Here is a 24240-nt window from a genome sequence, read left to right as displayed (position 1 = left end):
CAATGACTGACGTGGAAAGAAAACAAACCGTCGCCGTGATTGATTACGGCATGGGCAATTTGCACTCGGTCAAGAGCGCACTCGAACACGTAGCTCCCGAACAAAATGTGGTTGTAACTTCTGATCCAGCCGTCGTTGCGACGGCTGATCGGGTGATTTTCCCCGGTGTCGGTGCGATCCGCGATTGTATGGCGGAAATCAAACGCCTTGGTTTTGACCAACTGCTGCGCGAGCAAATCGCCACTGGAAAACCGGTGTTGGGCATTTGCGTCGGTATGCAGGCGTTGATGGATCACAGCGAAGAAAACAACGGGGTAGATTGCATCCACATATTGCCGGGTCAGGTGAAGTTCTTCGGCGAGCATCACAAGGATGCGGAAGGGAATGCGCTGAAAGTGCCGCATATGGGCTGGAACGAGGTACATCACAATGACCATCCGTTGTGGGCTAATATCCCGCAAAATGCGCGTTTTTATTTCGTGCACAGTTTTTATATCCACGCCCGGGAAGCGGCGCTAGTCGCGGCGACTTGCAATTACGGCGTGGAATTTCACGCAGCCTTGACGCGCGGCAACTTGTTCGCAGTGCAATTCCACCCGGAAAAAAGCCACACGGCAGGCTTGCAGTTATTGAAGAATTTTTTGCACTGGAATGGCAAGGCGTAGGTTGGGCAGCAATGCCCAACACATAAAATCTATCCTCGCGTTGGGCATTGCTGCCCAACCTACCCAATCGAAAGATGAGACGTTTGTAATGCTGATTATCCCCGCAATTGATTTAAAAGATGGCCAATGTGTGCGCTTGCGCCAGGGCTTGATGGATGATTCCACGGTATTTTCCGATGACCCGGTGGCCATGGCCAAACAGTGGGTGGACCAGGGTTGTCGCCGTTTACATCTGGTGGATTTGAATGGTGCTTTTGAAGGTAAACCGGTTAACGGTGGTGTAGTGACGGCGATTGCCAAAGCCTATCCGTCATTGCCGATCCAGATTGGCGGCGGTATCCGTAGCGCGGCAACTATCGAGTACTACCTGCAAGCCGGTGTTCAGTACGTGATTATCGGTACCAAAGCGGTAAAAGAACCGCAATTCGTCACCGATATGTGCAAACAGTTTCCCGGCCACATTATTGTTGGTTTGGATGCAAAAGACGGGTGGGTGGCGACTGATGGCTGGGCCGAAGTATCCAACATCCAGGCCTCTGAGCTGGCCAGGCGTTTCGAGCAGGACGGCGTGAGCAGTATCGTTTATACCGATATCGCGCGCGACGGCATGATGCAAGGTGTCAACGTGCAGGCGACTGTGGCGATGGCGCAAGCTTCCAGCATTCCGGTGATTGCTTCCGGTGGTATCACCAATATGGACGATATCATCGCATTGAAAGCGGAAGCCCATAAAGGTATCTGCGGTGCTATCACCGGCCGTGCAATATATGAAGGTACGCTTAAAATGGCTGAAGCTCAGGCCTATTGCGATGCCAATTAAGGCTCAGTAGTGACTGTCGATTGAGTCGGCAGGTTGATTTGTTGGGCATCGCTGCGCTCAGCACCAGCCTACTGGTTCCTTGAATTGAGATTGAATACGAGACTGTAGGTTTATGGCACTCGCAAAACGTATTATTCCCTGCCTCGATGTTGATAATGGCCGCGTGGTGAAAGGGGTGAATTTTGTTGGCATTCGCGATGCGGGTGATCCGGTGGAGATCGCCAAACGCTACAACGATGAAGGTGCTGACGAAATCACTTTCCTGGATATCACTGCCACGCACGAAGGTCGCGATACCACGGTGCATACCGTGGAGAAAATCGCCAGCCAGGTATTTATTCCGCTGACCGTCGGTGGTGGTATTCGTACCGTGGACGATATTCGCACTATGCTCAATGCCGGTGCGGATAAGGTAAGTATCAACTCGGCGGCAGTGTTCAATCCGGACTTTGTGAAAGCCGCGTCAGATCGCTTTGGTGCACAGTGTATTGTAGTTGCCATCGACGCCAAAAAAGTCAGTGTTGATGGAGAAGAACCGCGCTGGGAAATCTTCACCCACGGTGGTCGTAAACCTACCGGCATTAATGCGGTGGAGTGGGCGATGAAAATGGCGGAGTATGGCGCTGGTGAAATCCTGCTGACCAGTATGGATGGTGATGGCACCAAGAAAGGCTATGATCTGGGGGTAACCCGCGCAATTAGTGATGCCGTGCCTATCCCGGTAATTGCGTCCGGTGGTGTTGGTAATTTGCAACATTTGGTTGATGGTGTAACGCTCGGCCGTGCCGATGCAGTACTGGCAGCGAGTATCTTCCACTTTCGTGAATACACTGTGCCTCAGGCAAAAGAGTTTATGCGGGCACAGGGCATCGAAGTACGACTCTGATCGCCTGAATTGCACAACCTAACCAAATACAAAGGGCGCCGTGTGGCGCCCTTTGTGTGTCGGCCCAAACCCGGTTCAGGCCGCGCGATACTGTTTCAATACATCTGACACCTTGGGTTCGGATGCCTGGATGAACTCGATAAATTCCCCCACGCCATTTTCGGCATCCGCACGGCTGTCGAATGGGCCTATATCCACACCTTCGCGAGTGCCATAGTACCAATAGCCATCTTTTTGCAGGTAACGCCCATGTCGTTCGGGCACTGAGCCATGTTCACCCGCTCTATTTAGTGTTGCCATATAAGCTCCTCAATATGTTGCTCTAACCACCGGTTCCTTTTGCTGGATTGATTAAAAATCATCCTCGCTGATTATAGACAGCATTTTAAACAGCTTGTTAGATTTAGTTGTCTCCTAAAAGCACATCTCTTATGCCCAAATTTTATTTTTTTGATGCATTTATCGTATTTGCCCTGAAAGTGTGAATAAGTCCTCATCAAAAGGATCTACGGGGGCCCATGTTTGTGGCCAAAAACTTTGGGGTGGTGCCTGGCAATAATCGGTGGGATCGGGATGGGAGCGAAATGCAGGTAACAATCCTGATACAGGCACCAGCTCTACCTGATATTGCTTCAACAACGGCTGTATTTGCTTCAGTACCGCCAGGGTTTCCGGATAAGGATGGCCGATGGCAACTGCCGAACCCTGTTGCCGGGCTTTTTGTAATGCCAGAAGTAATTGCTGCTGGATTTGTGATAAATCGCGCTCATCGTCGAGAAAAACATCGCGTTTGCGACTCGGCAAGCGGATGCGTTCCGCTTCAATTAACGCTTGGGTTTTGGCGGTGGTGCGGCTATCCACAAAATAAAGCTGGTGCGCCTGTAGCTCCTGCATCAGCCAGCGCATAGGTTCGGTTTGCTCGGTCAGCTGGCTGCCCATGTGGTTGTTCACACCTTTGATATGGGGAATATTGGCGATGTTCTGGCGCAATACCGCAAGGAATTCAGCCTGTCCCATAGTGCCCATCAAACCGCCGCGCCCTAATGGGAAGCTGTGATGGTTGCTCATGGGGGCGTGCAGCATCACTTCCTTGCCGCGTTCGTGAGCTAGTTCGGCGAGTTGTTTACCGTGGGGGGTAAAGGGTAAAACGGCGAGTGTAAATGCACCGGGCAAACGGGCCGCGCGTTCACCCAGCGATAGGTTGTAACCGACATCATCAATAATAATCGCGAGTTTCGCGCGTTCTTTGGCAAATATTGACGGGCATAACGTAAGGCACAGGATGCCGAGCCAATACACTATGCTGTGAATTAGCTGCGGCATGCGGTGTTATTGCGGTGAATCTGTAGCAGGAGTTGGTTGTACGGCGATATCGGGTGCAATTTCAGGGGCCGCCGCTGCTAGCGGAGTACTCTGGATGAAGATGTTCAAACCTTTCAGCAAATTTAATGCTTCGTGCAATTGGTTATCTTCTTTTAACAATTCTGCGCTGGATACCCGCTTTTGTTCGCGCTCTTTGCGGTTGCTTTCCTTGCCGCCTTTGCCATTGCCCAGATGGCGGACGAGGTCAGCTTCCGTTGTGCTCACACCTTGCTGGATACCGGCAACTTGCACGCGTTCCACATCCACATCCGGTTCAATGCCCTGCGCCTGGATTGAGCGACCTTTGGGGGTGTAATAAAGCGCGGTGGTGAGTTTGATAGCGCGGTCATTACTAATCGGGATAACCGATTGCACCGAACCTTTACCAAAACTGCGTGTACCCATGATCACCGCGCGCTTGTGATCCTGTAATGCGCCAGCAACAATTTCCGATGCCGATGCAGAGCCATCATTAATCAGTACTACCAGCGGTAAGCCATTAGTAACATCGCCGGCCTCGGCGTTGTAACTGATATTGGAATTATCCATACGGCCCTGGGTATAGACCACCTGGCCGCCGTTGAGGAATGCATCCACCACTTCCACTGAAGCTTGCAATACGCCACCCGGATTATTGCGTAGGTCGAGAATCACGCCTTTGGTCGCCGGGTTTTTCTTTAGTTGATCGCGCAATTTCTGCACGGTGTCTTTGCCCGTATCTAACTGGAATTGGGCGATACGGATATAAAAATAATCTTGTTCCAGCGTGCGCGTGCGAACGCTTTGTACTTTGATAATGTCGCGCTGCAAATTAAATTCGAGGGGCTGATCCACGCCTTCGCGCATTACATTAATTTTGATCGGTGTATTTTTGGCGCCGCGCATCAGGTTAATGGCTTTGGTGAGTTCCATGCCTTTGACCGGGGCGTCATCAATACGCACCACAATATCACCCGCCATGATTCCGGCCTTGGCCGAAGGGCTGTCATCAATGGGCGTTACCACTTTGATAAAACCTTCTTCCAGGCTGACTTCCAAACCTATTCCGCCAAATTCACCCGAGGTGCTCGCCTGCAAATCAGCAAAGGCTTCTTTATCGAGATACGCAGAGTGTGGATCAAGTTCAGCAATCATCCCTTTGATGGCATATTCGAGGAGTTGTGCGTCGTCTATTTCATCAACATAACCATTGCGCACGTGATCGTAAACGCGAGTAAATGTGCGCAATTCTTCCAGTGGTAGCAGGCCTGCTTCCCCCGCCGGTTTTTTTTCCGCTGCGACAGCGGGAAATGCGAGTGCAAGCGTGCCCAGCAAACCGGTAAACAGCAGCGAGCGAGGAGAAATAATTCTGGGAAAAGCAGCGACGAACATGGTGTCTCCGAAAGACGCAACAGCGTGACAGCGGGCTGAATGAAGCGGAAGTTGCCGTTAAATCAGTCCCGTGAATCCAAAAGGAACACTAAGCCAAAAAATTGGAAAATGACAGGGTTGATGCAATATTTTTCTGTCGCTGGATGGTTTTAGCCGCGCGCCAGCCATAGGTTGGGGTCAATCGGCTTGCCTTGATGGCGAATTTCAAAATACAAACCGGCATTGGCCTGGCCACCGGAATTACCAACAGTGGCGATACTTTCACCGGCTTGCACCGGATCGCCCGCTTTTTTGAGTAAGCGTTGATTGTGCGCGTACAGACTCATGTAACCTTCGCCGTGATCAACAATTACCAGCAAGCCGTGGCCGCCAAAATAATCGGCAAATACTACCCGGCCATGATGCACAGCGACCACGTTGTTGCCCATGGGGGCGGCGATATAAGCGCCACTCCAATTGATTTGCCCGGCAATACGTGCGCTGCCAAAACGGTGAATCATGCTGCCGCGGGTTGGCCAGGGTAAACGGCCTTTGCGCAGCGAAAACTTTTCACCGCCTTTGGGCAGCGGTACATAGTCGGGGGAATTTATCGCGCCGGTGGTGGCGACTTTTTGGGTCACGCGCTCCAGCAATGCTTGCAAGCGGCGGCGATCTTCATTGAGTTGGCTGAGTTCTTTATTTTTATTTTTGAGATCGTCGTTGACTTTGGCGAGGGCTTTTTCGCGTTCGCCATGGATATTCTTTAATTCAGCGCGCTGGCCATCCAGCTCACTTTGCATCCCGGCTAACTCAAGCGTTTTTTTTTCTATTTCCGGTGTGAGCGCATCGATACGGGTGATGGTTTCCAGGTAGGTTTTCATTTTGGCGGTGTGCGCTTCCATAAAATAACTGTGGTATTTCATGATGCGCGATACCTGATCGGGCGACTCCTGGTTCAACAAAACCTTGATTTCACTTTGCTCCCCCAATTTGTGCGCAGCGCGCATTTGCTCGGCGATGTGGGCTTGCTGGTTTTTGCGCGCCTGTTCCAGTTGGCTGCGTTCGTTTTTTAACTGGTTAAGCTCTTTGTTTTGCTGGTTGAGTTGTTGATTAATCTCATCCGCTTTTTTTTGCAATTCATTAATTTGCTGTTCGGATTTTTCCAGGTCTTTTTGCAAACCGGTGCGCGTGCCTTGCACCGCTTTCAATTCTTTTTGCAGCGCTTCAATATCTTTTTGCAGTTTTGCCATATCGGCTTTTTCATCGGCGCAGGCATATCCGCTGATTAATGTCGCGCAGAGCAAACTGCTGAGTGCGAAAACCTTGGTGAATGCAAAAAATCGACTCATATTTTTGTTATTAACTATCCGTTTTAGTAGCAAACTCGAGGGGAAACAACGGCCGGCGAATGCCGGCCGTATGCGCGGTGATTAACCGAGGGTAATCAAATTATGGCCAGTCATTTCTTTGGGTTGCGGCAAGCCCAGTAAAGACAGGATGGTAGGTGCAACGTCGGCCAGGGATCCACCATTTGCCATAGTACCTTTGCGGCTGCTAACAAAAATAAATGGCACTGGCAGTGTGGAATGTTGCGTGTGTGGTTGGCCGGTTTCCTCGTCGAACATTTCTTCCACGTTGCCGTGGTCAGCGGTGATCAACGCTTCACCGCCCACTTTTTCCACTGCTGCCAATACTTTACCGAGGCAGACATCAATCGCTTCTACGGCTTTGATTGCCGCTTCCATCAAACCTGAGTGGCCGACCATATCGCAGTTGGCATAGTTACAAATAATCGTGTCGTACTTGCCGGATTCAATCGCTGCAACCAGTTTCTCGGTCACTTCCGGTGCGCTCATTTCCGGTTGCAAATCGTAGGTTGCCACTTGTGGCGATGGCACCAGGATACGGTCTTCACCGGGATAAACCACTTCGTTGCCGCCATTAAAGAAGAACGTCACGTGCGCGTATTTTTCAGTTTCGGCGATACGCAATTGGGTTTTGCCCAAACTGGAAAGGTATTCACCAAATGAGTTCGCCAAATTCTCGGGCGGATATGCGATAGGCGCTTTGATATTGGAGGCGTATTCGGTGGTTTGCACAAAATGCGCAATTGCCGGATGGGTATCGCCACGGTCAAAACCGGTAAAAGGTTCATCGATCAGGGCGCGGGTAATTTCGCGCGCGCGGTCCGGGCGGAAGTTCATAAAAATTACGGAGTCGCCATCATTGATCGTCGCAACTTCTTCATCTTCACCGCAGATAACTGTCGCTTTTACAAATTCATCGTTTTCACCGCGCTCGTAAGCCGCTTTCAAACCGTCGACGGCAGTGAGGGCATCAAATTCGGCATCGCCTGTCACCATGACATCGTAAGCGGCTTTTACACGATCCCAGCGGTTATCGCGATCCAATGCAAAATAGCGGCCGACAATCGAGGCTACACGACCGGTACCCAGTTCCTTGAACAGGTCTTCGGCTTTTTGCAGTGATGATTCTGCGCTGCGCGGTGGTGTGTCGCGGCCGTCAAGGAACGCGTGCAAGTAAACGTTTTTGGCTCCACGTTGCACCGCCATTTTGATCATCGCATACATGTGGTCCTGATGTGCATGCACGCCGCCTTCGGACAATAGGCCGAGGATGTGTACGGATTTATCATTGGCGATAGCGCTGTCGATGGCTTTCACGTATTCGGGATTGGTAAAGAAATCACCATCGCTGATAGATTTATTGATGCGGGTAAAATTTTGGTAAACCACACGGCCGGCGCCGATGGTGGTATGACCGACTTCAGAGTTGCCCATCTGGCCATCCGGCAGGCCCACGGCCATACCCGAGGTATCGATCAAGGTATTGGGGCACGTTTTCCAGAGATTGTCATACACAGGCGTGTTTGCGGCGTAGACAGCGTTGTATTTGGTTTTTTCCGAATAGCCGTAACCATCGAGAATCAGCAGAACTACAGGTTTTTTCGCGCTCATAAATCGCTTCCAATGTCGGATGAACATGAACCGGTCAATTCCGGCAACTGCTTGTGACAGCCATGGAATGCAACCGCTGGGTAGTGGTTCGGGCTGCAGCCCGTGAATGATAGGCATTCTAGCGGGTTGGGCGGCCCAACTCTATGTTTAAACGCAAGCAAACCGGCTATAGGTCTGATAAATAGCGGTATTCTCGTTGTTGCGTCAGGCGGATGCTGGCGTCGAATCGTGTATACTTCGCCGCCTTATCGCCCGCCCGGGTAAAGTTTCGGTCGCTGTATTGAAATCGACTTTACCTGTCCCCATTTTGGTTTCACCGGGACAGCGGGTCGTTTTATCGTCCCCCTGCAGATTTACAAGAAGGCCAATACCGTGGATTTTATTAATTTTGTTACCCAAGAGTGGCTATTGGTCACCGTTCTGATTGCATTGATTTATGTGTATATATGGCGTGATCGTATCAAGAGTGGCCGCCCGGTATCACCCCACGAAGTAACCCGCCTGGTTAATGATGGCAATGCGGTGATTGTGGATTTACGCGAAGGTGCGGAATTCAAGGCGGGCCATATTGTTGGTGCATTGAATATCCCGTATTCCAAACTCAACAAGGAAACCACCGAAGTGGCCAGCCATAAAGGCAAAACCATTATCCTGGTGGATAAACTCGGCCAGCACGCTGGTGCGGTAGGTCGTTTGCTGGGTAAAGAAGGTTTTGACGTGCGTCGCCTGAGCGGTGGTATTGCCGAGTGGCAGGCGCAGAGTTTGCCGCTTGTTAAAGGTAAGTAAGTGAAGAATTGAAATACTGGTTAGTTAACCTCGGAGTTATTTATGGCCCGCGTGCTGATGTACACCACTGCTGTTTGTCCGTTCTGCGTTAATGCGAAGAAATTGTTAGCGCAAAAAGGAGTGGCAGTGGAAGAAATTCGCGTGGACACCCAACCGCAATTGCGCCAGGAAATGATGGCCAAAAGCGGTCAGCGCACAGTACCGCAGATCTGGATCGGCGACACCCATGTCGGCGGCTTTACCGATCTCTGGGCGTTGGATAAAGCGGGCAAACTGGATCCACTGCTGGCACAACCCTGATTGGCCGAGTGTTTTATTTAATCCCATCGAGTCGAGTTCATTATGTCTGAAGAAAATAACCAACAAGCCGCGGAAGCTGCCGAAGGCGCACAAGGCCCCATTTTTGCTATCCAACGTATTTACTTAAAAGATATTTCCTTTGAAACCCCGATGGGGCCAGAAGCATTTACCAAGGCGTTCAAGCCAAATATCCAGCAAGACCTGAATATCCAGGCAAACCAGATCGAAGACGGTTTGTTTGAAGTGGTGTTGTTCCTGACCATCACTGCAAATATTGATAACCGCGCGGTATTCCTGGTTGAAGTGAAACAAGCCGGTTTGTTTGGCATTGCCAATATCGAAGGCCCGGCCATTACCCAATTGATCAACACCGCGTGTCCGCAAATCCTGTTCCCTTACGCGCGCGAAGCGGTGGACAGTATTCTCGGTCGTGGCAGCTTCCCACCCCTGATGCTGGCACCGATCAACTTTGATGCCGTGTTTGTTCAAGCCATTGCTGCTGCCCAGCAACAAGCGGCAGATCAAGCACAAGCGGAAAAACCTGAAGTCGTTAATTAATCGACGCAGGTATTCTCCCGGAGGCAATCACGCAGGTGATTGCCTTTTTTTATTTTTGCTTCACTTTTTCCAAACCAGATCAATGCGTAATGGTTTTGCGATTTGTAATCTCGCCAAAGTCTCGCATAATCACTGCCTGCCGATGTTTGCGAGAAACCGCCTATGTTCAACCTCAGAAGCCACTCCCGCGCCAGTCATATCGCTGCGATTGATCTGGGTTCCAACAGTTTCCATATGATTGTCGCGCGCTGGGACAACGGCCAGTTGACCCTGCTTGATCGTCTGCGCGAGCCGGTGCGCCTGGGGTTTGGTTTACAGTCCGATGGCAGCCTGAGTGAGGATGCGCGCGAACGCGCCCTCGCGTGTATGGAACGGTTTGGCGAAGCCTTGCGCGCTTATCCTTCGCGGATTGTGCGTATCGTCGGCACCAAAACCCTGCGCAGCGTGCGCGATTCGCGCCAATTCCTGAAAGAAGCGGAAAAACGCCTGGGCCATCCGGTGGAGATTATTTCCGGCGACGAAGAGGCGCGCCTGATTTATCTCGGCGTGGCCCATTACATTGAGCCGGGTAAAGGCAAGCGGATTGTGATGGACATCGGCGGTGGCAGTACCGAAGTAATCCTGGGCGAAGGCATGAAGCCCTTGCTCAAGGAAAGTTTGAACATGGGCTGCGTGGCGATCACTAAAAAATTCTTTATGGATGGCCGTGTCGACGAAAAACTGGTTGCGCGTGCAGTCATCGCCTGTTTGCAGGAGCTGGAGCCGGTGCGTGACGAATTCCTGGAACAGGGCTGGAACCAGGTGCTCGGTGCCTCGGGCAGTATTAAAGCAGTGGCTAAAGTGTGCGAAGCGAATGGTTGGAGTGATGGCACAATCACCGTGGACTCGCTGGAAAAAATTATGGCGATCTACATTGACCACGGCGGCCTGGATGTCCAGATTCCCGGCTTGTCGGAGGATCGCAAACCGGTATTCCTTGGCGGTGTGGTAGTGCTCTGTGCGCTCTTCGATGCCCTTCGGCTCGACAAAATGGTGGCTGCTGATTGGGCGTTGCGCGAAGGCTTGTTGTTCGATCAAAAAGGCCGCCTTGAAGACCACGATATTCGTCAGGCGAGCGTGGATGCCCTGGCCGAACGTTTCCGCGTAAATATGGATAAAGCCCGCGCGGTGGAAAAAACGGCGCTGAATTTACTCAACCAGGTCGAGCGCGCCTGGCGCCTCACCACGGATGATGCCGATAAATTATTGGGTTGGGCGGCGCGCCTTTATCACGTCGGCCTGGATATCGCCCACGCCGATTACCACAAACATTCCGCCTACATCGTGCAGCACGTCGATCTCGCCGGTTGTTCGCGTTCGGAGCAGGCCCAGCTGGCGGCATTGGTGCTGGCCCATCGCAAGCGCTTTCCCAGCAAAACATTTCCGATGGGAAACACCCAGTTGGTGCGCCTGGCGATTTTATTGCGCATGGCCATTATTTTTCACCGCGGCCGTATTGAAAAAGGCTTGCCGGCGATGACGTTAAAAGCCGATGGCAAAAAAATGAAATTATTGCTTTCGGAAAAGTGGATCAGCGGCCATCCCCTTACCCAGGCTGACCTGGAAACGGAGCAGCGTCACCTGGCGGATATTGGTTACCAGCTGGAATTGGTGATTGATTAACTGCAATCCTCTGTTGCTGCCATCGGAGTGATTTTTCCTCCGTCTTTTTTATGGGGTTGCCCATGCAAACATCTGCATCCAAAAGCGGCTATTTCTTTGTTGCCGGTACGGTTTTAATCTGGTCCGGCTTTGTGCTGGTGGCGCGCATGGGCGGAGCCAGCGCACTGAATGCGTTTGATATCACCGCCTTGCGCTTCGGTGCTGCGAGCCTGATCCTGTTGCCGCTATGGATATTCTGGAAGCGGGTGCCGCTGTTCAATAAAACCGTGCTGTCCCTCGCGCTCAGCGGCGGTATCGGTTATTCCGTCGTCGTTTACCTTGCCTTCAAGCATGCACCGGCTGCCCACGGTGCGGTGTTGATTTCAGGGTTGTTGCCCTTCTTCGTGCCTTTGCTGGCATTTTGGCTGCTGAAAGAACCCTTGCGCAGCAACCTGCGCATTGCATTGCCGGTGATTGCGGTGGGAATTCTCTGCCTCGGCGTGGATATTTTCTCGCGCAGTGAAAACACCTTGCCTGGGGATATATTGCTGGTCGCGTCATCAATTATCTGGGCGTTGTATACCATCCTGGCCAAGCGCTCCGGCCTCGGTCCATGGGAAACCGCCATTGGCAGTGCGTTGCTCGCGGCTCTTATTTATCTTCCGGTTTACTTTCTGTTCTTGCCCAAGGAAATCCTGCATGCCCCTGTCGCTGATATTGCGTTGCAAGCTATTTACCAGGGCGTGGTGGTGGCGGTTATTGCGATGTTTTTTTATATGGCGGCGATGACGCGGCTTGGTCCGGCACGAACGGGCGCGTGCATGGCGCTGGTGCCAGCGCTGGCGGGAATAGGCGCATCGCTGATTTTAGGTGAGGAACTCAGCACCTGGTTAATTTCAGGATTGCTGGTAACCAGTACCGGGGCCTGGTTGGGCGCGAGGTGAGTTGATCTTGGCGAAAACAAAAAGGCCGATGGCAATGCACCATCGGCCTTTTTTGTTATCCGTAAAATTAATTACAGGCAGAGCCGGTAATCACGGGCGTTTCCGCCGTGGTGTGGGTGCCCTGGAAACCGAATTCAACCGTTTGGCCGGGTTGGATGCTGGCGTTCCAGCTCAGGTTGCTTGCCGAATAAGGGTTGGTTCCCGTTACGGTCGCATTCCATGAACCGCTCAGGCGCGTGCTGCCCGCATAAGTCCAATTGATATTCCAGCCGTTGATTGCGCTGGTGCCTTTATTGGTAATACGGATCGCGCCGGTAAAGCCTGCACCCCAGTTGTTGCTAATTACATAACTGCAATTACCGCCGGTGTTCGCAGCGCTGGAGGCCATACTGCTGCGTGAGCTGCTGGTAACTGGTGTTGAGCTTGGCGTGCTGCTGTGCGATGAACTGGTGGCGGCTATCACACTGCTGGAACGACTGGACAATGAGCTACTGGTTACCGGTGTTGACGAACTGCTACGGCTGGTGGATGCAACTGAACTGGAAGTCGTTAACGGCCCGCCATTAGGGTTGGTGCCCACGTAACTCAAATCCGGCGTTGCGGGTGTTGCCATCCCTTCGCCAAGGAAAAAACTGGTGTGCGGGGGTTGGTTGTAGGCCACGTTTTGCCAGGCGATGGCTTGGCGATATTGGGAGTCGTGCATCAGTGTGCGCAGCTTGTTATTGGTTACTGCAGTGGTCGAAAACACCAGCAGCTGGCTGTTATTTTCATGGCGCCAGATTACTTCTTCACGCCAGTCTCCGAACAGATCTGCCGACAGGCCGGGTGTAGACTTGGTGCCGTTATTGGATGCGGCGCCGTAGTTATAGGCGGTCAGCAAGCGCGAGCTGGAGTTATTGCTGTAATTCCATTTGTCGATCATGGTGTTATTCAACTGCTCGCGCAGCAAATCGCCGTCCCACCAGCTGGCGAAGTTGATGGATGCCGGTTTGGTGGTGGTGATCTGGCCGCCGGTGGGATTATTCAATCCGCCTACGCTGGCCCAGCTTTCCGCACCGGCGATACGCGGGTCGATATCCATAATCACACCGCGGCCCACGTCAGCACCGCCGCTGGGAATGCTCCAGATAACCTGGCCGGTTCTGGCGTCGTGCATATCGACACCCACGGCATTGGACTCATGCACCATAAATACTTCCAGCCCGGGACGGCTGGGGATGAAGTCGGATAAATGCAGCGCATCGCCATGGCCCAGGCCGGTGGAGTACATCAGCGTGCCGTTGTCGTTGATGGTGGCGGAACCGTAGACGATTTCATCTTTACCGTCCTGATCAACGTCGCCTACGGTTAGTGAGTGCGCGCCCTGGCCCGCTGCGGCGCCATTGCCGCTGGAATTGCTATCAAACGTCCAGCGACGGGTCAGGCTACCGTTGCGCCAGTCCCATGCGACCAGGACCGCACGAGTGTAGTAGCCGCGTGTCATCACCAGGCTCGGGCGGCTGCCATCCAGATAAGCGATGCCAGCGAGGAAGCGGTCCACGCGGTTGCCATAGCTGTCGCCCCAACTGCTAACGGTGCCGCGTGCGGGTAAATAATCCGTGGTGGCTAATGCCACACCGGTCTGGCCGTTGAAAATGGTCAGGTATTCTGCGCCGGACAGGATATAACCGCTGGAATTGCGGTAATCGGTATTGGCATTGCTGCCACCCAATACGGTGCCGGCGGCATCGCGGGTGCCCGGTGCGGTTTTCATCGCCACTTCGGCTTTGCCGTCACCGTCCAGGTCATACACCATAAATTGGGTGTAATGCGCGCCGGCGCGGATGTTTTTGCCAAGGTCAATACGCCATAACTGGGTGCCGTTAAATTCATAGGCATCAATCAATACATTACCGGTATAACCGGATTGGGAATTGTCTTTGGCGTTGGACGGGTCCCATTTCACTACGATTTCATACTGGCCATCGCCATCCAGATCGCCCACGCTCAGGTCGTTAGGGGAATAAGTATAAGCCTCGCCACTGGGGGTGGTTCCCCCTGCCGGGCGATTGAGGTTGATCGCCCAATAAGGGTTTGCCCAGGTTGCTTTGGCGGCGTTAGCAGCATATTCGATGCCATTTATAACCGGGCGCACGGTGTAGGCGGCGCTGGTGGTACCGGTTGCATCAACGTAATTGGTGCTGGTGGTAATTGGTGATGAGGTAATTTTGGCGCCGTTGCGATACACGTTAAAACCAATTGCTGCCGGATCACTCCCTAGCATTCGCCAGCTAATAAATATGCCGCTGCCGGACGGCAGGGCTACCACGCCACGGTCCAGGTGCTCGGCCTGGCGTGCAGCAAAGCTCGGCGCTGCCGCTATTCCCATCAAACCTGCGCACGCGCAGGCCAATAACGTTTTGCGCAACCAGGGTTGCAGGTTATGCCTAATCATATTCTTATCTCTCTAGAGTTGTGTTGTAGACGATAGTGACTACACAGTGGGCCTGTGGTCGGTGTTATTGCCGATACCTTGCCGTGAATCAGGTACAACGTGATTTATGGCTATTGTTGTTAGTTGTTTAACCTGCTGGAGAGAACCGGCATAGGCCGGAAGCGGGTGCGCCCAGAATATATAAGTAAGATTTATTCGGAAATTATGGCAGGTGTGTTTACAGGACCATATTTCGGGCTTTTTGCCGGAAATGCGAAACTGGTCGGGTTTGATTTTTATGGGTGAAGGATGTACGCGCGTTTTGCGGGTATTTCATGGGTTCACCATCCATGGTGATGGGGCGTTAATTGCTGATATGCGCGGACCAACGCTCCAATAACACAGCCTGTGCATCAATTGTTTCTTCACCTTCTTTGGGCTGGGTGAGGATATAACTGCCGTCGTCCTGCAATAACCACGCATGGGTGTTATCGGCCAGGTACAAATGCAGGTCTTCCAGAATCCGGTCGCGGATTTTCTTGTGCTTGATCGGGAAGCAGGTCTCGACCCTGTGGAACATGTTGCGCAGCATCCAGTCAGCGCTGGAACAGAACAATTCGGGGTTGCCGCTATTCTCGAAATAAAACACGCGATGGTGCTCAAGGAAGCGGCCGATAATCGAACGCACGCGGATGTTTTCCGATAAGCCTTCAACGCCCGGACGCAACTGGCAAACACCGCGCACAATCAAATCGATCTGCACGCCCGCTTGCGAGGCAGCGTAAAGTTCATTCACCAATTCCTCATCGTACAGCGCATTCATCTTGGCGATGATGCGCGCCGGCTTGCCGTGTTCGGCGTTTTCCTTTTCCGTGCGGATACGTTTTACCATGCCCCTGTGCAAGGTGAATGGGGCGTATAACAGCGCTTCCATTTTGGAGGCTTTGCCCATGCTCGATAATTGCAAAAAGATGCGATACACATCTTCGCCGATTTCTTTATCGGACGTGAGCAAACCGTAATCGGTATAAATTTTACTGGTGCGCGGATGATAGTTACCGGTACCCAGGTGCACGTAGTAACGTAATTTTCCGGTTTCGCGGCGCGCGACCAGAATCATTTTGGAGTGGGTTTTAAAGCCGACCACGCCGTAAATCACGTGGATACCAAAACGCTGCAAGCGTTCGGCGAGGGCGACGTTTTGCTCTTCGTCAAAACGCGCGCGCAATTCCACAATCGCGGTGACTTCCTTGCCGGCTTTGGCAGCGGCAACCAACGCATCCACAATCGGCGAATTGGAACCGGTGCGATACAGCGTTTGTTTAATCGCCAACACGTTTGGATCGGTGGCCGCTTCGCGCAAGAAGTCCACCACACCCTGGAATGAATCGAAGGGGTGATGCAGCAAAATATCCTGTTTTTGCAGCACTTCGAAATACGAGTTAGTCCGCTTGGGCAACTTGGGCATTGCTTGCATAAATGGCTTGAAATAATGCTGCGCATCTTTCACCAGATCGAACAAATCGCTGTAGCGATTCAAATTCACCGGCCCGTTAATGCGGTACAAATCGCGCTCTTTAATTTCGCAACGCTGCAATAGAAATTGCTCCAGTTCAGACGGGCAGGTGTCGGTAAGTTCCAGGCGTACTTCATCACCGTACTGGCGATATGCCAGTTCACCTTGTACCGCGCGCAATAAATCGTCGGTCTCTTCTTCGTCGAGGAAAATGTCCGAGTTGCGGGTGAGACGGAATTGGTAGCTCTCCATCACCGTCATACCGACGAATATTTCGGCCATGAAAAAATGGATGATGGAGGAAATAAATACGAAATTGCGTCCGTTATGGCTCAGGGCTTCGGGCAATTCAATGATATGCGGCAGCGAACGTGGCACCTGCACAATCGCGCGGCCCGAGTTGCGGCCAAAGGCATCTTTGCCATCGAGCCGGACAATAAAGTTCAAGCTTTTATTGAGGATGCGCGGAAACGGGTGCGCGGGGTCGAGCCCGATTGGACTCAATACCGGCAGCACATCGGACAAAAAAATATGTTTCAGGTATTGGATTTGTTCCGGGGTCCAATCTTCGCGGCGCAACACCTGGATGCCGTGGTCGCGCATGGACGGCAGCAATTCGCTATTGAGGATGCGGTATTGTTCGGCCACCAGTTCGTGGGCGCGCAGGGAAATTTCATTCAGGGTCTGGGTTTGGGTCATGCCATCCGGCCCGTGGGTGGGCGGTGCGTTGCGCTCCAAAATTTCCACCAGCCCGCCGACGCGCACTTCAAAAAACTCATCGAGGTTGGTGGAAAAAATACACAAAAAACGCAGCCGTTCCAGCAAGGGCAAATTGCGATTGTAAGCTTGGTGAAGCACGCGCTTGTTAAATTCGAGCAGGCTCAGTTCGCGATTGAAATAGGCGTTGGACACCTTGGACCTCATTTACACACCGGATTTTGCGCCAGATTATGGCAATTATGTGACAGCAATAAGACAAAAATTATCTGCCGCTAACACTAGCAAAGATTTGGGTGATAAAGCGGAAGCAAGTGCAAAAAGCCGTGCGCTATGTACAAAAAATTACGGAGATGTGGAGAATCGAAAAGGAATACGCAAAAAGAAATGCAAAAGGCCGGGATTAACCCGGCCTTTGTTTTGACAGTGCCACTATTTCGCTTAGTTGCACTTGTACACATCAAAGCTTTGGCGGCCATCGGCCGGTTGGGAAACCGGCACTACGGTGTCGCCGCCGAATTGGGTCGCCTCGTTGCGCGCCATGTTGGTCAGTTCAGTGGAAACTTTATTCGGGTCGCGCTTCATGGAACCCACAAAGTTATCTTTTACTTTTACGTTAACAGTGCGCACTTTTTCACAGCTGCGCACGTTGGCGGCGTTGGCCACTGCGACGTTGGAACCTTGTTCAGACACTTTCACCCAGGTACAGGCACTGGTCAGGCTGACGAGGGCGGCAGCGAGGATGATGGAGAATTTTTTCATAGGGATTTCCTCAGAGTTGATTAATCATTAACCAGGGGGACAAAAATACGCGGCTACACTACTGCCATGGCGTTGGAGTTGCAAGTCGGGCCAAAAGTCCCGGTGTAATCCCGCGTAACATGAATAACCCCGGGAATGCGCTAATAAATAGTGGTAAACGTTGGCGCGCATAGTATCTTTAATCTGTCTAGTTGCATCACTCATCAAAGGCAGCGACAACAAAAATATCAATAACCAGCATATTGATAAGAAAGCATCGACCTATAACGAAGTATTGATAGGACAAAACTTTAAATAGGAGTTAACACTATGGGCGCGTTGAGCCTGGGCAACCTTTTTACCCGTCGTTTCTTCCGGGGTTTGTTCAAATGGCTGGTGTTCATCGCCATATTGATGGCGATTGGCCTTACGCTAGGAAAGCTTTACCAGAATTGGGATGACGATCCTGATCGTGGCGCGATTGCGATTGAGCAAGGCGCGTTTGGCGAAAATTATTCCACGCCGATCTACCTGGACCAGGGTTGGGATGCCAACGATAGCCTGTGGTATTACAACACCACGCAGGGTTCAGCGTTGATGCCCTACGATTTTTTCATCGCCCTGGAGCAAGCGGATTCCACCGGTTTGTTTCGCGCGAACAGCGTGATCGATAAATACCGTTACCTGCCGCAAAAGCCTACTTTTTTTAACCCCGATGGTTTACCCGTAGGCTTCGTGAAAGAAACCTACAAAGGCAATGATTATATCGGCCTGACTTGCGCTGCCTGTCACACCGGCCAGGTGAATTACAAAGGCAACGCACTGCGTATTGATGGCGGCGCGGCTATGGCGGATATGGTGGGTTTCCTCACTGGCCTGGAAAAAAGCCTGGCGGCGGCTGTGGAAAACAGCGAGAAAAACCATCGCTTTGTGACGCGCGTATTGGAGTTGAATAACACCTATTCCAATGCTGATGATGTGCAAGCTGACCTTAAACGCTGGACGCGCAAAATCCGCCTCTACAACACTATCAATCACTCCAATGTGGAATACGGCTATGCGCGCCTGGATGCCTTTGGCCGCATTTATAACCGCGTACTGGAACATGTCATCAGCCGCAACCAATTGCGCGATGTGCTACTCGGTGTGACGAGAGCCGGTGAAGATGATACGAATTTGTTGACTCAGGAGCAGGTCGATAACGTCCTCGATGGCATCAGCGAAACTATTATTGGCGACCTGCAATTTGCGCGGATTATTGATCGGTTGATGTCAAAAAAAGACGGCTATCCCGGTTTAGGCCTCCCTGATATGGAGCGCATAAAAGCGCAAATTTTTAATGAACCCAACGCGCCGGTCAGTTATCCGTTCCTGTGGGATATCGTGCAATCCGACTATGTGCAATGGAATGGTTTGGCGAATAACTCGGGAGTCGGGCCGCTGGGGCGCAACACCGGTGAAGTGATCGGTGTATTTGGTATCCTTGATTGGACCGCGCACAAACGTGGCTGGAGTTTGTCATCGTTATTGACTGGCCAGCGCGGTAAGAGTTATCAAATCGATTTCACGTCTTCCATTGATCTGGTGAATTTGTCGCGACTGGAATCCCATCTGAAAAGCCTGACTTCACCGGTGTGGCCAACGATTGATACCGGCACCAATAATCCCGAGCAGAAAAAAGCCAATGACATTTTTGGCAAGTTTTCCGAATGGCAAATCGATGAAACCAAAATTCGCCGCGGTCGCCAGTTGTATGCGCAATATTGTGAGTCCTGCCATGAGGTGATTGATCGCACCGACTGGAATCGGATTGTCGTTGCGAGCATGGCCAATATCGACTTGATGGGTACCGACCGTGCTATGGCGGAAAATAGTGTGAACTACACTGGCTACTCGGGGAATTTTAAAAACACTTATCAATCAGAAAGTGTGGGTTCGCTGGTGATCAAAGACCGCGCGCCGGTGGTGCAAATATTAACGGCGGCAACCATGGGTGAAGTGGCAACCGAGCCCGACCCTGATAAATGGTGGCCGCGTCGCGCGCTGGATTGGTTGTACATGATGGCGAAATCCTTCTTTGATAATGAAATCAAAGCCAGTGTAAAATCCGGCGACTATTGGTCCGACACAACGGCATTGCCCTACAATTCACTGCTGGCTTACAAAGCGCGCCCCTTGAATGGTATCTGGGCTACCGCGCCTTACTTGCACAATGGTTCGGTGCCGAGTATTTATGATTTGTTGCTGCCGATAAAACGCGACGGCGATCCGGAGGATGGCCAATATCGCCCGAATGAATTTAAAGTGGGCAGCCGCGAATTTGATCCGGTGAAAATCGGATTGCGCACCGAAGGCTATGAAGGATTCCACTTCCGTGCAACCAGGCGTGGCGATTTGAATATTGGCCACGAATACGGCACAGTCCACGCTCCGGCTGTGAGCGGAACCAGGCAGGAACCTCTGACCGAAGCCGAGCGCTGGGAGTTGGTGGAATACATTAAAACATTGTAATCACCAATTCAGTGTGACTTTAACTCCCGTTAAGATTCGGGTGGTAAGGTTCAGGTTAGAATTCGCCCCGGATAAACGTTCCGGATGCAACAGAGGCCGCACTTTGTTAAGGGAAAAATAACGCCATCGTTGCAGTGCAATGTTGTTGATTGGATATTGCACTGCAACGATGGCGTTTGTTTATCAGAAATTTAAATGCCCTTAAGGCTACCCATTAATTGAAATACGACATACTGAATCGCTGATGCCCGTTATCCTGATACCAAAAACGACAACAACATTTCTAACGGGCCTATTGTGTGCTCTGCTGGTTTCCACTGCTGTGCCAGTTATGGCCAACGGGGAAAAGCGGGTTACCGTGCCCATCGCCCTCCCATTCCAGCAGCAAGCCAGTAGTGCCGCTACGTCTGTAGCTGCCGCGCAAGGTTTGCAAACCACACCCTACACCCAAACCCTTGCTGCCTCGTCGGCACCGGCTGTGCAACAACTGCCAGTGCAACAACAGGTGATCCAGCAGCAAACGGTCCAGCAACAAATAGCGCAACAACCGCTTGTGGCGTCGTCGGCAACAGCGGTAAATGTGCCCGCGCAAGTGCTTACACCGGCGATAGGTGTTCCGGTGGTGGCATCTACGTCATCTGTTTCAGCCGGCACTTTGGTTGGCAGCAATGCACTGGCGGTGAATAGCAGCAGTACTGCAAATAGAAATCCAGCGGCGCCCACTGTGGCGGCAACGCCGCAACAATCACCCAAAGTCGTCGCCCAAAAATCTGAACTCCGGAGGCCGTCAGCATCGGCGCTGGATGATGAAAGAGTGGGTGAGGAAAAATTTGATGACGAGGAGCCGGGAGCGGCGACAGTTACTATTCCTGTTGTCACTACCGCACCGATCAGTGCGTTGCGTTATCCCGCCGGACATCCCGAAGCTTTTGTGGCGGAGTTTGAGGATTACGTGGCGAAAAAGGTCGCACCTTTTGTCCCCGGTGTTGCCATTGCTGTGGTCTCGGGTGGGCAAATCAAATCCCTGCAAGGCTATGGTGTTCGCCGCGCAGGAACCCGTGAAACCCTGACCCCTGATACTGTTTTTCGCCTTGCCTCCCTCTCCAAATCCTTCGCCGCCACCGCCGCCAGTGAACTGGTCAATGAAGGCAAAATTTCCTGGGATACCACCGTCACCTCGGTTTTACCGGATGTCGCCTTTAAGAATGCGCGCTACGGCAAGCAGCTGACGTTCCGCAATGTGCTCTCCCAGGCGTCGGGTTTACCCCGCCATACCTACAGCCATTTTATCGACGAGAATATGAGTTACGCCGAAATTGTCCGGCGTTTGCGCTATGTGAATTTTGCTTGTGCTCCGGGTAAATGCTATGCCTACCAGAACGTCAGCTATAGCCTGGCGGGCGAGATGATCAAAAAGAAATCCGGGATGAGCTTTGAAAAATACGTGGAGAAAAATATTTTTGATCCGTTAGGGATGCGCACTGCTTCTTACGGATTAAGTAACTACAACGCCTCCCCCAATCGCGCGGCGCCACACATTTCTAACGGCAAGCGCTGGATTCCCACGGCGGTGACGCCCAACTGGTATCGCGTTGCGCCAGCGGCGGGCGTCAATGCCAGCATTGTGGATATGTCCAAATTTTTGCTCGGGCAAATGGGTAAGCGCCCTGAAGCCTTGCCGCCCTCGGTACTTAACCCTATTCAATCCCGTGTGACTAAAAATACACCGGCGCAAAATTATTACTCCGGGCACAAAGCTGCAGTAAATACGGCATATGGTATGGGCTGGCGAGTATTTGATTACGGGCGCTACAAAAACTTTGTCCATCATGGCGGCCATGTAAAAGGTTTCCGCACCGAGATGGTGTTTAATCGCGATTTGCAAATCGGTATGGTGTTTCTCACCAACTCCGAAAGTCGCTTTGCCAAAGACATTATTTTTAAATTCCTTGATATGTACGAAAGCAGCCGTAACCCTGCGCGTACAACCAAAGGCAAAACTGCCAAGGCCCAATAAGCGGACAGTAACCGACTACCGGACAATAACAATGAAACTTGCCGCTTTGCATCCGCGCCAGATATTGCGCGCCCTGGACCAGATCGATGCAGCGGCACCTTCCTGGCAAATGTCCCGCCCCGAAGCGTTACGGCGGGTGTTCATCGTATTGGCAACGGTGTCAGTCAGCTTGCTCATCCTCCATTACGGCAAATTCGCCACCAATCTCCATGCCTTGTTGCAATCGTTAGGTGAAAGGCGCGGTGTGGATTACTTGCAACAATTGCGCGACGCCGGTTGGTTAGAGTTGTGTAGTTATGTGTGGTGGACGGGTTGCCACCTGCTGACTTTTATCGTGCTGCCCTGGCTGGTGATACGCTTTATATTCCGCGCACAAATGCGCGACTTTGGCTGGCGCTGGAACCAGGTCGGCGAGCATTGGCGCGGTTACCTGCTGCTGCTCAGTCCAATCCTGGTGTTTGTGGTCTTGGTCAGCATGGGAGAGGATTTTGTCGGGCATTATCCGTTCTATCGCCACGCGGGCCGCAGCTGGCTGGATTTCCTGCTGTGGGAATTGCTTTACATGAGCCAGTTTATATTCCTGGAGTTTTTCTTCCGCGGCTTTATGCTCAATGCCTTGCGTCCGGCTATTGGCGCCAATGCGATTTGGGTGATGTGTGTGCCCTACCTGATGATTCATTTCCCCAAGCTTTGGCTGGAAGCTACCGGCGCCATTTTGTTCGGCCTGTTCCTCGGTATCCTGGCACTGCAATCGCGCTCGATCTGGGGCGGTGTTTTGGTGCACGCGGGCGTTGCATTGAGCATGGATATCGCTGCGTTGATACGTAAAGGCGAATTTCCTGGATCATTTTTTCCTTTCTAAAATCCCTTTTATAGCTGCTGGCTACTTGGGATTTTTAGCGATTTTTTTCCTGCCAATAAAATCAATGGCTTGTCGCTTAAATTGTCTTTATGCGCAGAGATTGGCATTTAAATTCCCCCAAAAGTGGTAACTTGAATCACTTTTTATCGATGCTACAGTCAAGTTACCAAGACCCTGCCTTTGGGGAGGAGGGGGGAAATGAACCATCTAACACTATCAGCAAGCTACCGGCTTGCAGGGGTAGCTTTTACCCTGGTATTTGCCATGGATTGCCGGGCATCGCTGCTGGATTGCGCCAAAATCCCGGGTATTGATCGCAACCCCCAGGGTGAATGCATGCTTGAGGAAAGCCATCACCCCACGCCTGTTTTGGTCTCCCTTCCCACTACTGAACGTACGCCACCGCCATTGCTGGCGCGCAGTGGTTTTCATGTGAGTGCCCCGCAAACCGGCAGTTCTGTACCCGATTCGCTCCCGCTGGTGGTGTTCTTTATAGGGTTGTTTGGGGTGATGCTCATTCGCGCCAAAAGCTGCAATAACAAATGATTTTTGCCGGGTTGCCTAGTACGCCTGTTTGGTGCAACAGTTACACCAGTGCTCAAATGGATGATTGGCTGAAGCCAATGGTTGATGCACAAACGGGATATGTCGCTGGTTGCCCGCCAGGTTGATTTGTTCGTAGATAAACTCATCATCAAACCCGGCCGCTGCTGCTTGCTCGCGGCTGGCGACAAAATACACCGCTTTCGGGCGCGCCCAGAAAATTACCCCCAGGCACATCGGGCAGGGCTCGCAGCTGCTGTAAATCTCACAATCGTCCAATTGATAACTGCCTAATCGCTGGCAGGCATTGCGAATAGCGACAACTTCCGCATGGGCACTGGGATCGTTGGTGCTCGTCACCTCGTTACAACCCTCGGCAATCACTTCCCCGTTTTTGACCACCAGCGCCGCAAATGGCCCACCCTTGCCGCTACCGGCGTGTGCGCATGCCAGGTCTATACAGCGTTGCAGCCATTGGTGTTGCTTCTCGTTCATGGGTATTTACTCCGTACAGTTATCTGTTAATGCCAGCATAACGCGTGTCGCCTGTTTCTAAAATGCTAATGACAACGGGATAAAAACAAAGGTAGCGATATGTATATCTAAACAGTAAAATCGCCCCATTCCTAT

Annotated in this window: 21 protein-coding genes; 12 read left to right on the top strand and 9 right to left on the bottom strand. The window is 52.0% G+C overall.

Annotated elements, in window-relative coordinates:
* Window positions 1-2: 2 nt before the first annotated feature.
* The 3 genes from hisH (at window position 3) to hisF (ending at window position 2371) form a co-directional block, all read left to right on the top strand.
* Window positions 3-665, top strand: coding sequence for an imidazole glycerol phosphate synthase subunit HisH (gene hisH / locus A596_RS19720; protein WP_039918064.1), 663 nt, complete (start codon window positions 3-5; stop codon window positions 663-665).
* Between the two features lie 88 nt (window positions 666-753).
* Entirely contained in the window at window positions 754-1485 is a 732-nt protein-coding gene (hisA, locus tag A596_RS19715) for a 1-(5-phosphoribosyl)-5-[(5-phosphoribosylamino)methylideneamino]imidazole-4-carboxamide isomerase (RefSeq protein ID WP_039918194.1), read from the top strand.
* Window positions 1486-1597: 112 nt separating this feature from the next.
* Complete coding sequence (gene hisF / locus A596_RS19710; protein WP_039918063.1) at window positions 1598-2371, top strand: imidazole glycerol phosphate synthase subunit HisF; 774 nt, start codon at window positions 1598-1600, stop codon at window positions 2369-2371.
* 75 nt (window positions 2372-2446) lie between these two features.
* On the opposite strand, the gene A596_RS19705 is transcribed toward hisF, so the two are convergent.
* From A596_RS19705 to gpmI, 5 genes are all read right to left on the bottom strand, one after another.
* Window positions 2447-2671 carry a DUF6316 family protein gene (locus tag A596_RS19705; RefSeq protein WP_039918062.1) on the bottom strand — a complete coding sequence of 75 codons (225 nt, stop codon included), beginning with the start codon at window positions 2669-2671 and terminating at the stop codon, window positions 2447-2449.
* A gap of 159 nt (window positions 2672-2830) precedes the next feature.
* Complete coding sequence (locus tag A596_RS19700) at window positions 2831-3694, bottom strand: divergent polysaccharide deacetylase family protein (RefSeq protein ID WP_052417722.1); 864 nt, start codon at window positions 3692-3694, stop codon at window positions 2831-2833.
* A 6-nt stretch (window positions 3695-3700) separates the two neighbouring features.
* Window positions 3701-5104: a S41 family peptidase gene (locus A596_RS19695; protein WP_039918061.1), complete on the bottom strand. Its 1404-nt coding sequence runs from the start codon at window positions 5102-5104 to the stop codon at window positions 3701-3703.
* Between the two features lie 149 nt (window positions 5105-5253).
* Window positions 5254-6432 (bottom strand): murein hydrolase activator EnvC family protein, encoded by a 1179-nt coding sequence (locus A596_RS19690; RefSeq protein ID WP_039918059.1) that lies wholly within the window; start codon window positions 6430-6432, stop codon window positions 5254-5256.
* Between the two features lie 81 nt (window positions 6433-6513).
* A complete protein-coding gene (gpmI, locus tag A596_RS19685) occupies window positions 6514-8061 on the bottom strand; it encodes a 2,3-bisphosphoglycerate-independent phosphoglycerate mutase (RefSeq protein ID WP_039918058.1) in 1548 nt (515 codons plus the stop codon).
* A 372-nt stretch (window positions 8062-8433) separates the two neighbouring features.
* On the opposite strand from gpmI, the gene A596_RS19680 reads away from it, so the two are divergent.
* From A596_RS19680 to A596_RS19660, 5 genes are all read left to right on the top strand, one after another.
* Window positions 8434-8847, top strand: a complete 414-nt coding sequence (locus A596_RS19680; RefSeq protein WP_084128692.1) for a rhodanese-like domain-containing protein — start codon at window positions 8434-8436, stop codon at window positions 8845-8847.
* A 42-nt stretch (window positions 8848-8889) separates the two neighbouring features.
* The gene (gene grxC, locus A596_RS19675) at window positions 8890-9147 is read left to right on the top strand and encodes a glutaredoxin 3 (RefSeq protein ID WP_039918057.1); all 258 of its coding nucleotides are present in this window, start codon (window positions 8890-8892) and stop codon (window positions 9145-9147) included.
* A gap of 42 nt (window positions 9148-9189) precedes the next feature.
* Window positions 9190-9705: a protein-export chaperone SecB gene (secB, locus tag A596_RS19670; protein ID WP_039918056.1), complete on the top strand. Its 516-nt coding sequence runs from the start codon at window positions 9190-9192 to the stop codon at window positions 9703-9705.
* 162 nt (window positions 9706-9867) lie between these two features.
* On the top strand, window positions 9868-11367 hold the full coding sequence (locus A596_RS19665) for a Ppx/GppA phosphatase family protein (RefSeq protein ID WP_039918055.1): 1500 nt from the start codon (window positions 9868-9870) through the stop codon (window positions 11365-11367).
* 62 nt (window positions 11368-11429) lie between these two features.
* Window positions 11430-12290 carry a DMT family transporter gene (locus A596_RS19660; protein WP_039918054.1) on the top strand — a complete coding sequence of 287 codons (861 nt, stop codon included), beginning with the start codon at window positions 11430-11432 and terminating at the stop codon, window positions 12288-12290.
* A gap of 67 nt (window positions 12291-12357) precedes the next feature.
* Here A596_RS19660 and A596_RS19655 read toward each other — a convergent pair whose 3' ends face one another.
* The 3 genes from A596_RS19655 to A596_RS19645 form a co-directional block, all read right to left on the bottom strand.
* Window positions 12358-14724, bottom strand: a complete 2367-nt coding sequence (locus tag A596_RS19655; protein ID WP_052417721.1) for a rhamnogalacturonan lyase family protein — start codon at window positions 14722-14724, stop codon at window positions 12358-12360.
* Window positions 14725-15067: 343 nt separating this feature from the next.
* The gene (gene ppk1, locus A596_RS19650) at window positions 15068-17131 is read right to left on the bottom strand and encodes a polyphosphate kinase 1 (RefSeq protein WP_084128689.1); all 2064 of its coding nucleotides are present in this window, start codon (window positions 17129-17131) and stop codon (window positions 15068-15070) included.
* Window positions 17132-17377: 246 nt separating this feature from the next.
* Window positions 17378-17698, bottom strand: a complete 321-nt coding sequence (locus tag A596_RS19645; protein WP_039918049.1) for a DUF4156 domain-containing protein — start codon at window positions 17696-17698, stop codon at window positions 17378-17380.
* A gap of 309 nt (window positions 17699-18007) precedes the next feature.
* On the opposite strand from A596_RS19645, the gene A596_RS19640 reads away from it, so the two are divergent.
* The 4 genes from A596_RS19640 to A596_RS19625 all read left to right on the top strand — a co-directional run bounded on the left by A596_RS19640 (window position 18008) and on the right by A596_RS19625 (window position 23613).
* The gene (locus tag A596_RS19640; RefSeq protein ID WP_039918047.1) at window positions 18008-20188 is read left to right on the top strand and encodes a di-heme-cytochrome C peroxidase; all 2181 of its coding nucleotides are present in this window, start codon (window positions 18008-18010) and stop codon (window positions 20186-20188) included.
* Window positions 20189-20519: 331 nt separating this feature from the next.
* Window positions 20520-22205, top strand: coding sequence for a serine hydrolase domain-containing protein (locus A596_RS19635; protein WP_152600243.1), 1686 nt, complete (start codon window positions 20520-20522; stop codon window positions 22203-22205).
* A 31-nt stretch (window positions 22206-22236) separates the two neighbouring features.
* Window positions 22237-23067 carry a CPBP family intramembrane glutamic endopeptidase gene (locus tag A596_RS19630; RefSeq protein WP_039918045.1) on the top strand — a complete coding sequence of 277 codons (831 nt, stop codon included), beginning with the start codon at window positions 22237-22239 and terminating at the stop codon, window positions 23065-23067.
* Window positions 23068-23265: 198 nt separating this feature from the next.
* The gene (locus A596_RS19625; RefSeq protein ID WP_039918043.1) at window positions 23266-23613 is read left to right on the top strand and encodes a hypothetical protein; all 348 of its coding nucleotides are present in this window, start codon (window positions 23266-23268) and stop codon (window positions 23611-23613) included.
* Window positions 23614-23628: 15 nt separating this feature from the next.
* Here the strand turns inward: A596_RS19625 and A596_RS19620 are convergent, their stop codons facing one another.
* Complete coding sequence (locus A596_RS19620; protein ID WP_039918040.1) at window positions 23629-24105, bottom strand: nucleoside deaminase; 477 nt, start codon at window positions 24103-24105, stop codon at window positions 23629-23631.
* Between the last annotated feature and the right edge of the window lie 135 nt (window positions 24106-24240).

Source organism: Cellvibrio mixtus subsp. mixtus J3-8, assembly GCF_000766945.1.
GTDB classification, from domain to species: Bacteria; Pseudomonadota; Gammaproteobacteria; order Pseudomonadales; family Cellvibrionaceae; genus Cellvibrio; species Cellvibrio mixtus_A.
The sequence above is the reverse complement of the archived record's forward strand: the minus strand, read 5'-3'. Positions and strand labels throughout refer to the sequence as shown.

Bases quoted from the DNA above. Each gene is read 5' to 3' on its own strand.
- A596_RS19620 (WP_039918040.1), bottom strand. From the start codon at position 24,105: ATGAACGAGAAGCAACACCAATGGCTGCAACGCTGTATAGACCTGGCA.
- A596_RS19625 (WP_039918043.1), top strand. From the start codon at position 23,266: ATGAACCATCTAACACTATCAGCAAGCTACCGGCTTGCAGGGGTAGCT.
- A596_RS19645 (WP_039918049.1), bottom strand. From the start codon at position 17,698: ATGAAAAAATTCTCCATCATCCTCGCTGCCGCCCTCGTCAGCCTGACC.
- hisH (WP_039918064.1), top strand. From the start codon at position 3: ATGACTGACGTGGAAAGAAAACAAACCGTCGCCGTGATTGATTACGGC.
- A596_RS19690 (WP_039918059.1), bottom strand. From the start codon at position 6,432: ATGAGTCGATTTTTTGCATTCACCAAGGTTTTCGCACTCAGCAGTTTG.
- A596_RS19660 (WP_039918054.1), top strand. From the start codon at position 11,430: ATGCAAACATCTGCATCCAAAAGCGGCTATTTCTTTGTTGCCGGTACG.
- grxC (WP_039918057.1), top strand. From the start codon at position 8,890: ATGGCCCGCGTGCTGATGTACACCACTGCTGTTTGTCCGTTCTGCGTT.
- hisF (WP_039918063.1), top strand. From the start codon at position 1,598: ATGGCACTCGCAAAACGTATTATTCCCTGCCTCGATGTTGATAATGGC.
- A596_RS19655 (WP_052417721.1), bottom strand. From the start codon at position 14,724: ATGATTAGGCATAACCTGCAACCCTGGTTGCGCAAAACGTTATTGGCC.
- A596_RS19630 (WP_039918045.1), top strand. From the start codon at position 22,237: ATGAAACTTGCCGCTTTGCATCCGCGCCAGATATTGCGCGCCCTGGAC.
- A596_RS19635 (WP_152600243.1), top strand. From the start codon at position 20,520: ATGGCCAACGGGGAAAAGCGGGTTACCGTGCCCATCGCCCTCCCATTC.
- secB (WP_039918056.1), top strand. From the start codon at position 9,190: ATGTCTGAAGAAAATAACCAACAAGCCGCGGAAGCTGCCGAAGGCGCA.
- hisA (WP_039918194.1), top strand. From the start codon at position 754: ATGCTGATTATCCCCGCAATTGATTTAAAAGATGGCCAATGTGTGCGC.
- A596_RS19700 (WP_052417722.1), bottom strand. From the start codon at position 3,694: ATGCCGCAGCTAATTCACAGCATAGTGTATTGGCTCGGCATCCTGTGC.
- gpmI (WP_039918058.1), bottom strand. From the start codon at position 8,061: ATGAGCGCGAAAAAACCTGTAGTTCTGCTGATTCTCGATGGTTACGGC.
- A596_RS19695 (WP_039918061.1), bottom strand. From the start codon at position 5,104: ATGTTCGTCGCTGCTTTTCCCAGAATTATTTCTCCTCGCTCGCTGCTG.
- A596_RS19705 (WP_039918062.1), bottom strand. From the start codon at position 2,671: ATGGCAACACTAAATAGAGCGGGTGAACATGGCTCAGTGCCCGAACGA.
- A596_RS19665 (WP_039918055.1), top strand. From the start codon at position 9,868: ATGTTCAACCTCAGAAGCCACTCCCGCGCCAGTCATATCGCTGCGATT.
- A596_RS19640 (WP_039918047.1), top strand. From the start codon at position 18,008: ATGGGCGCGTTGAGCCTGGGCAACCTTTTTACCCGTCGTTTCTTCCGG.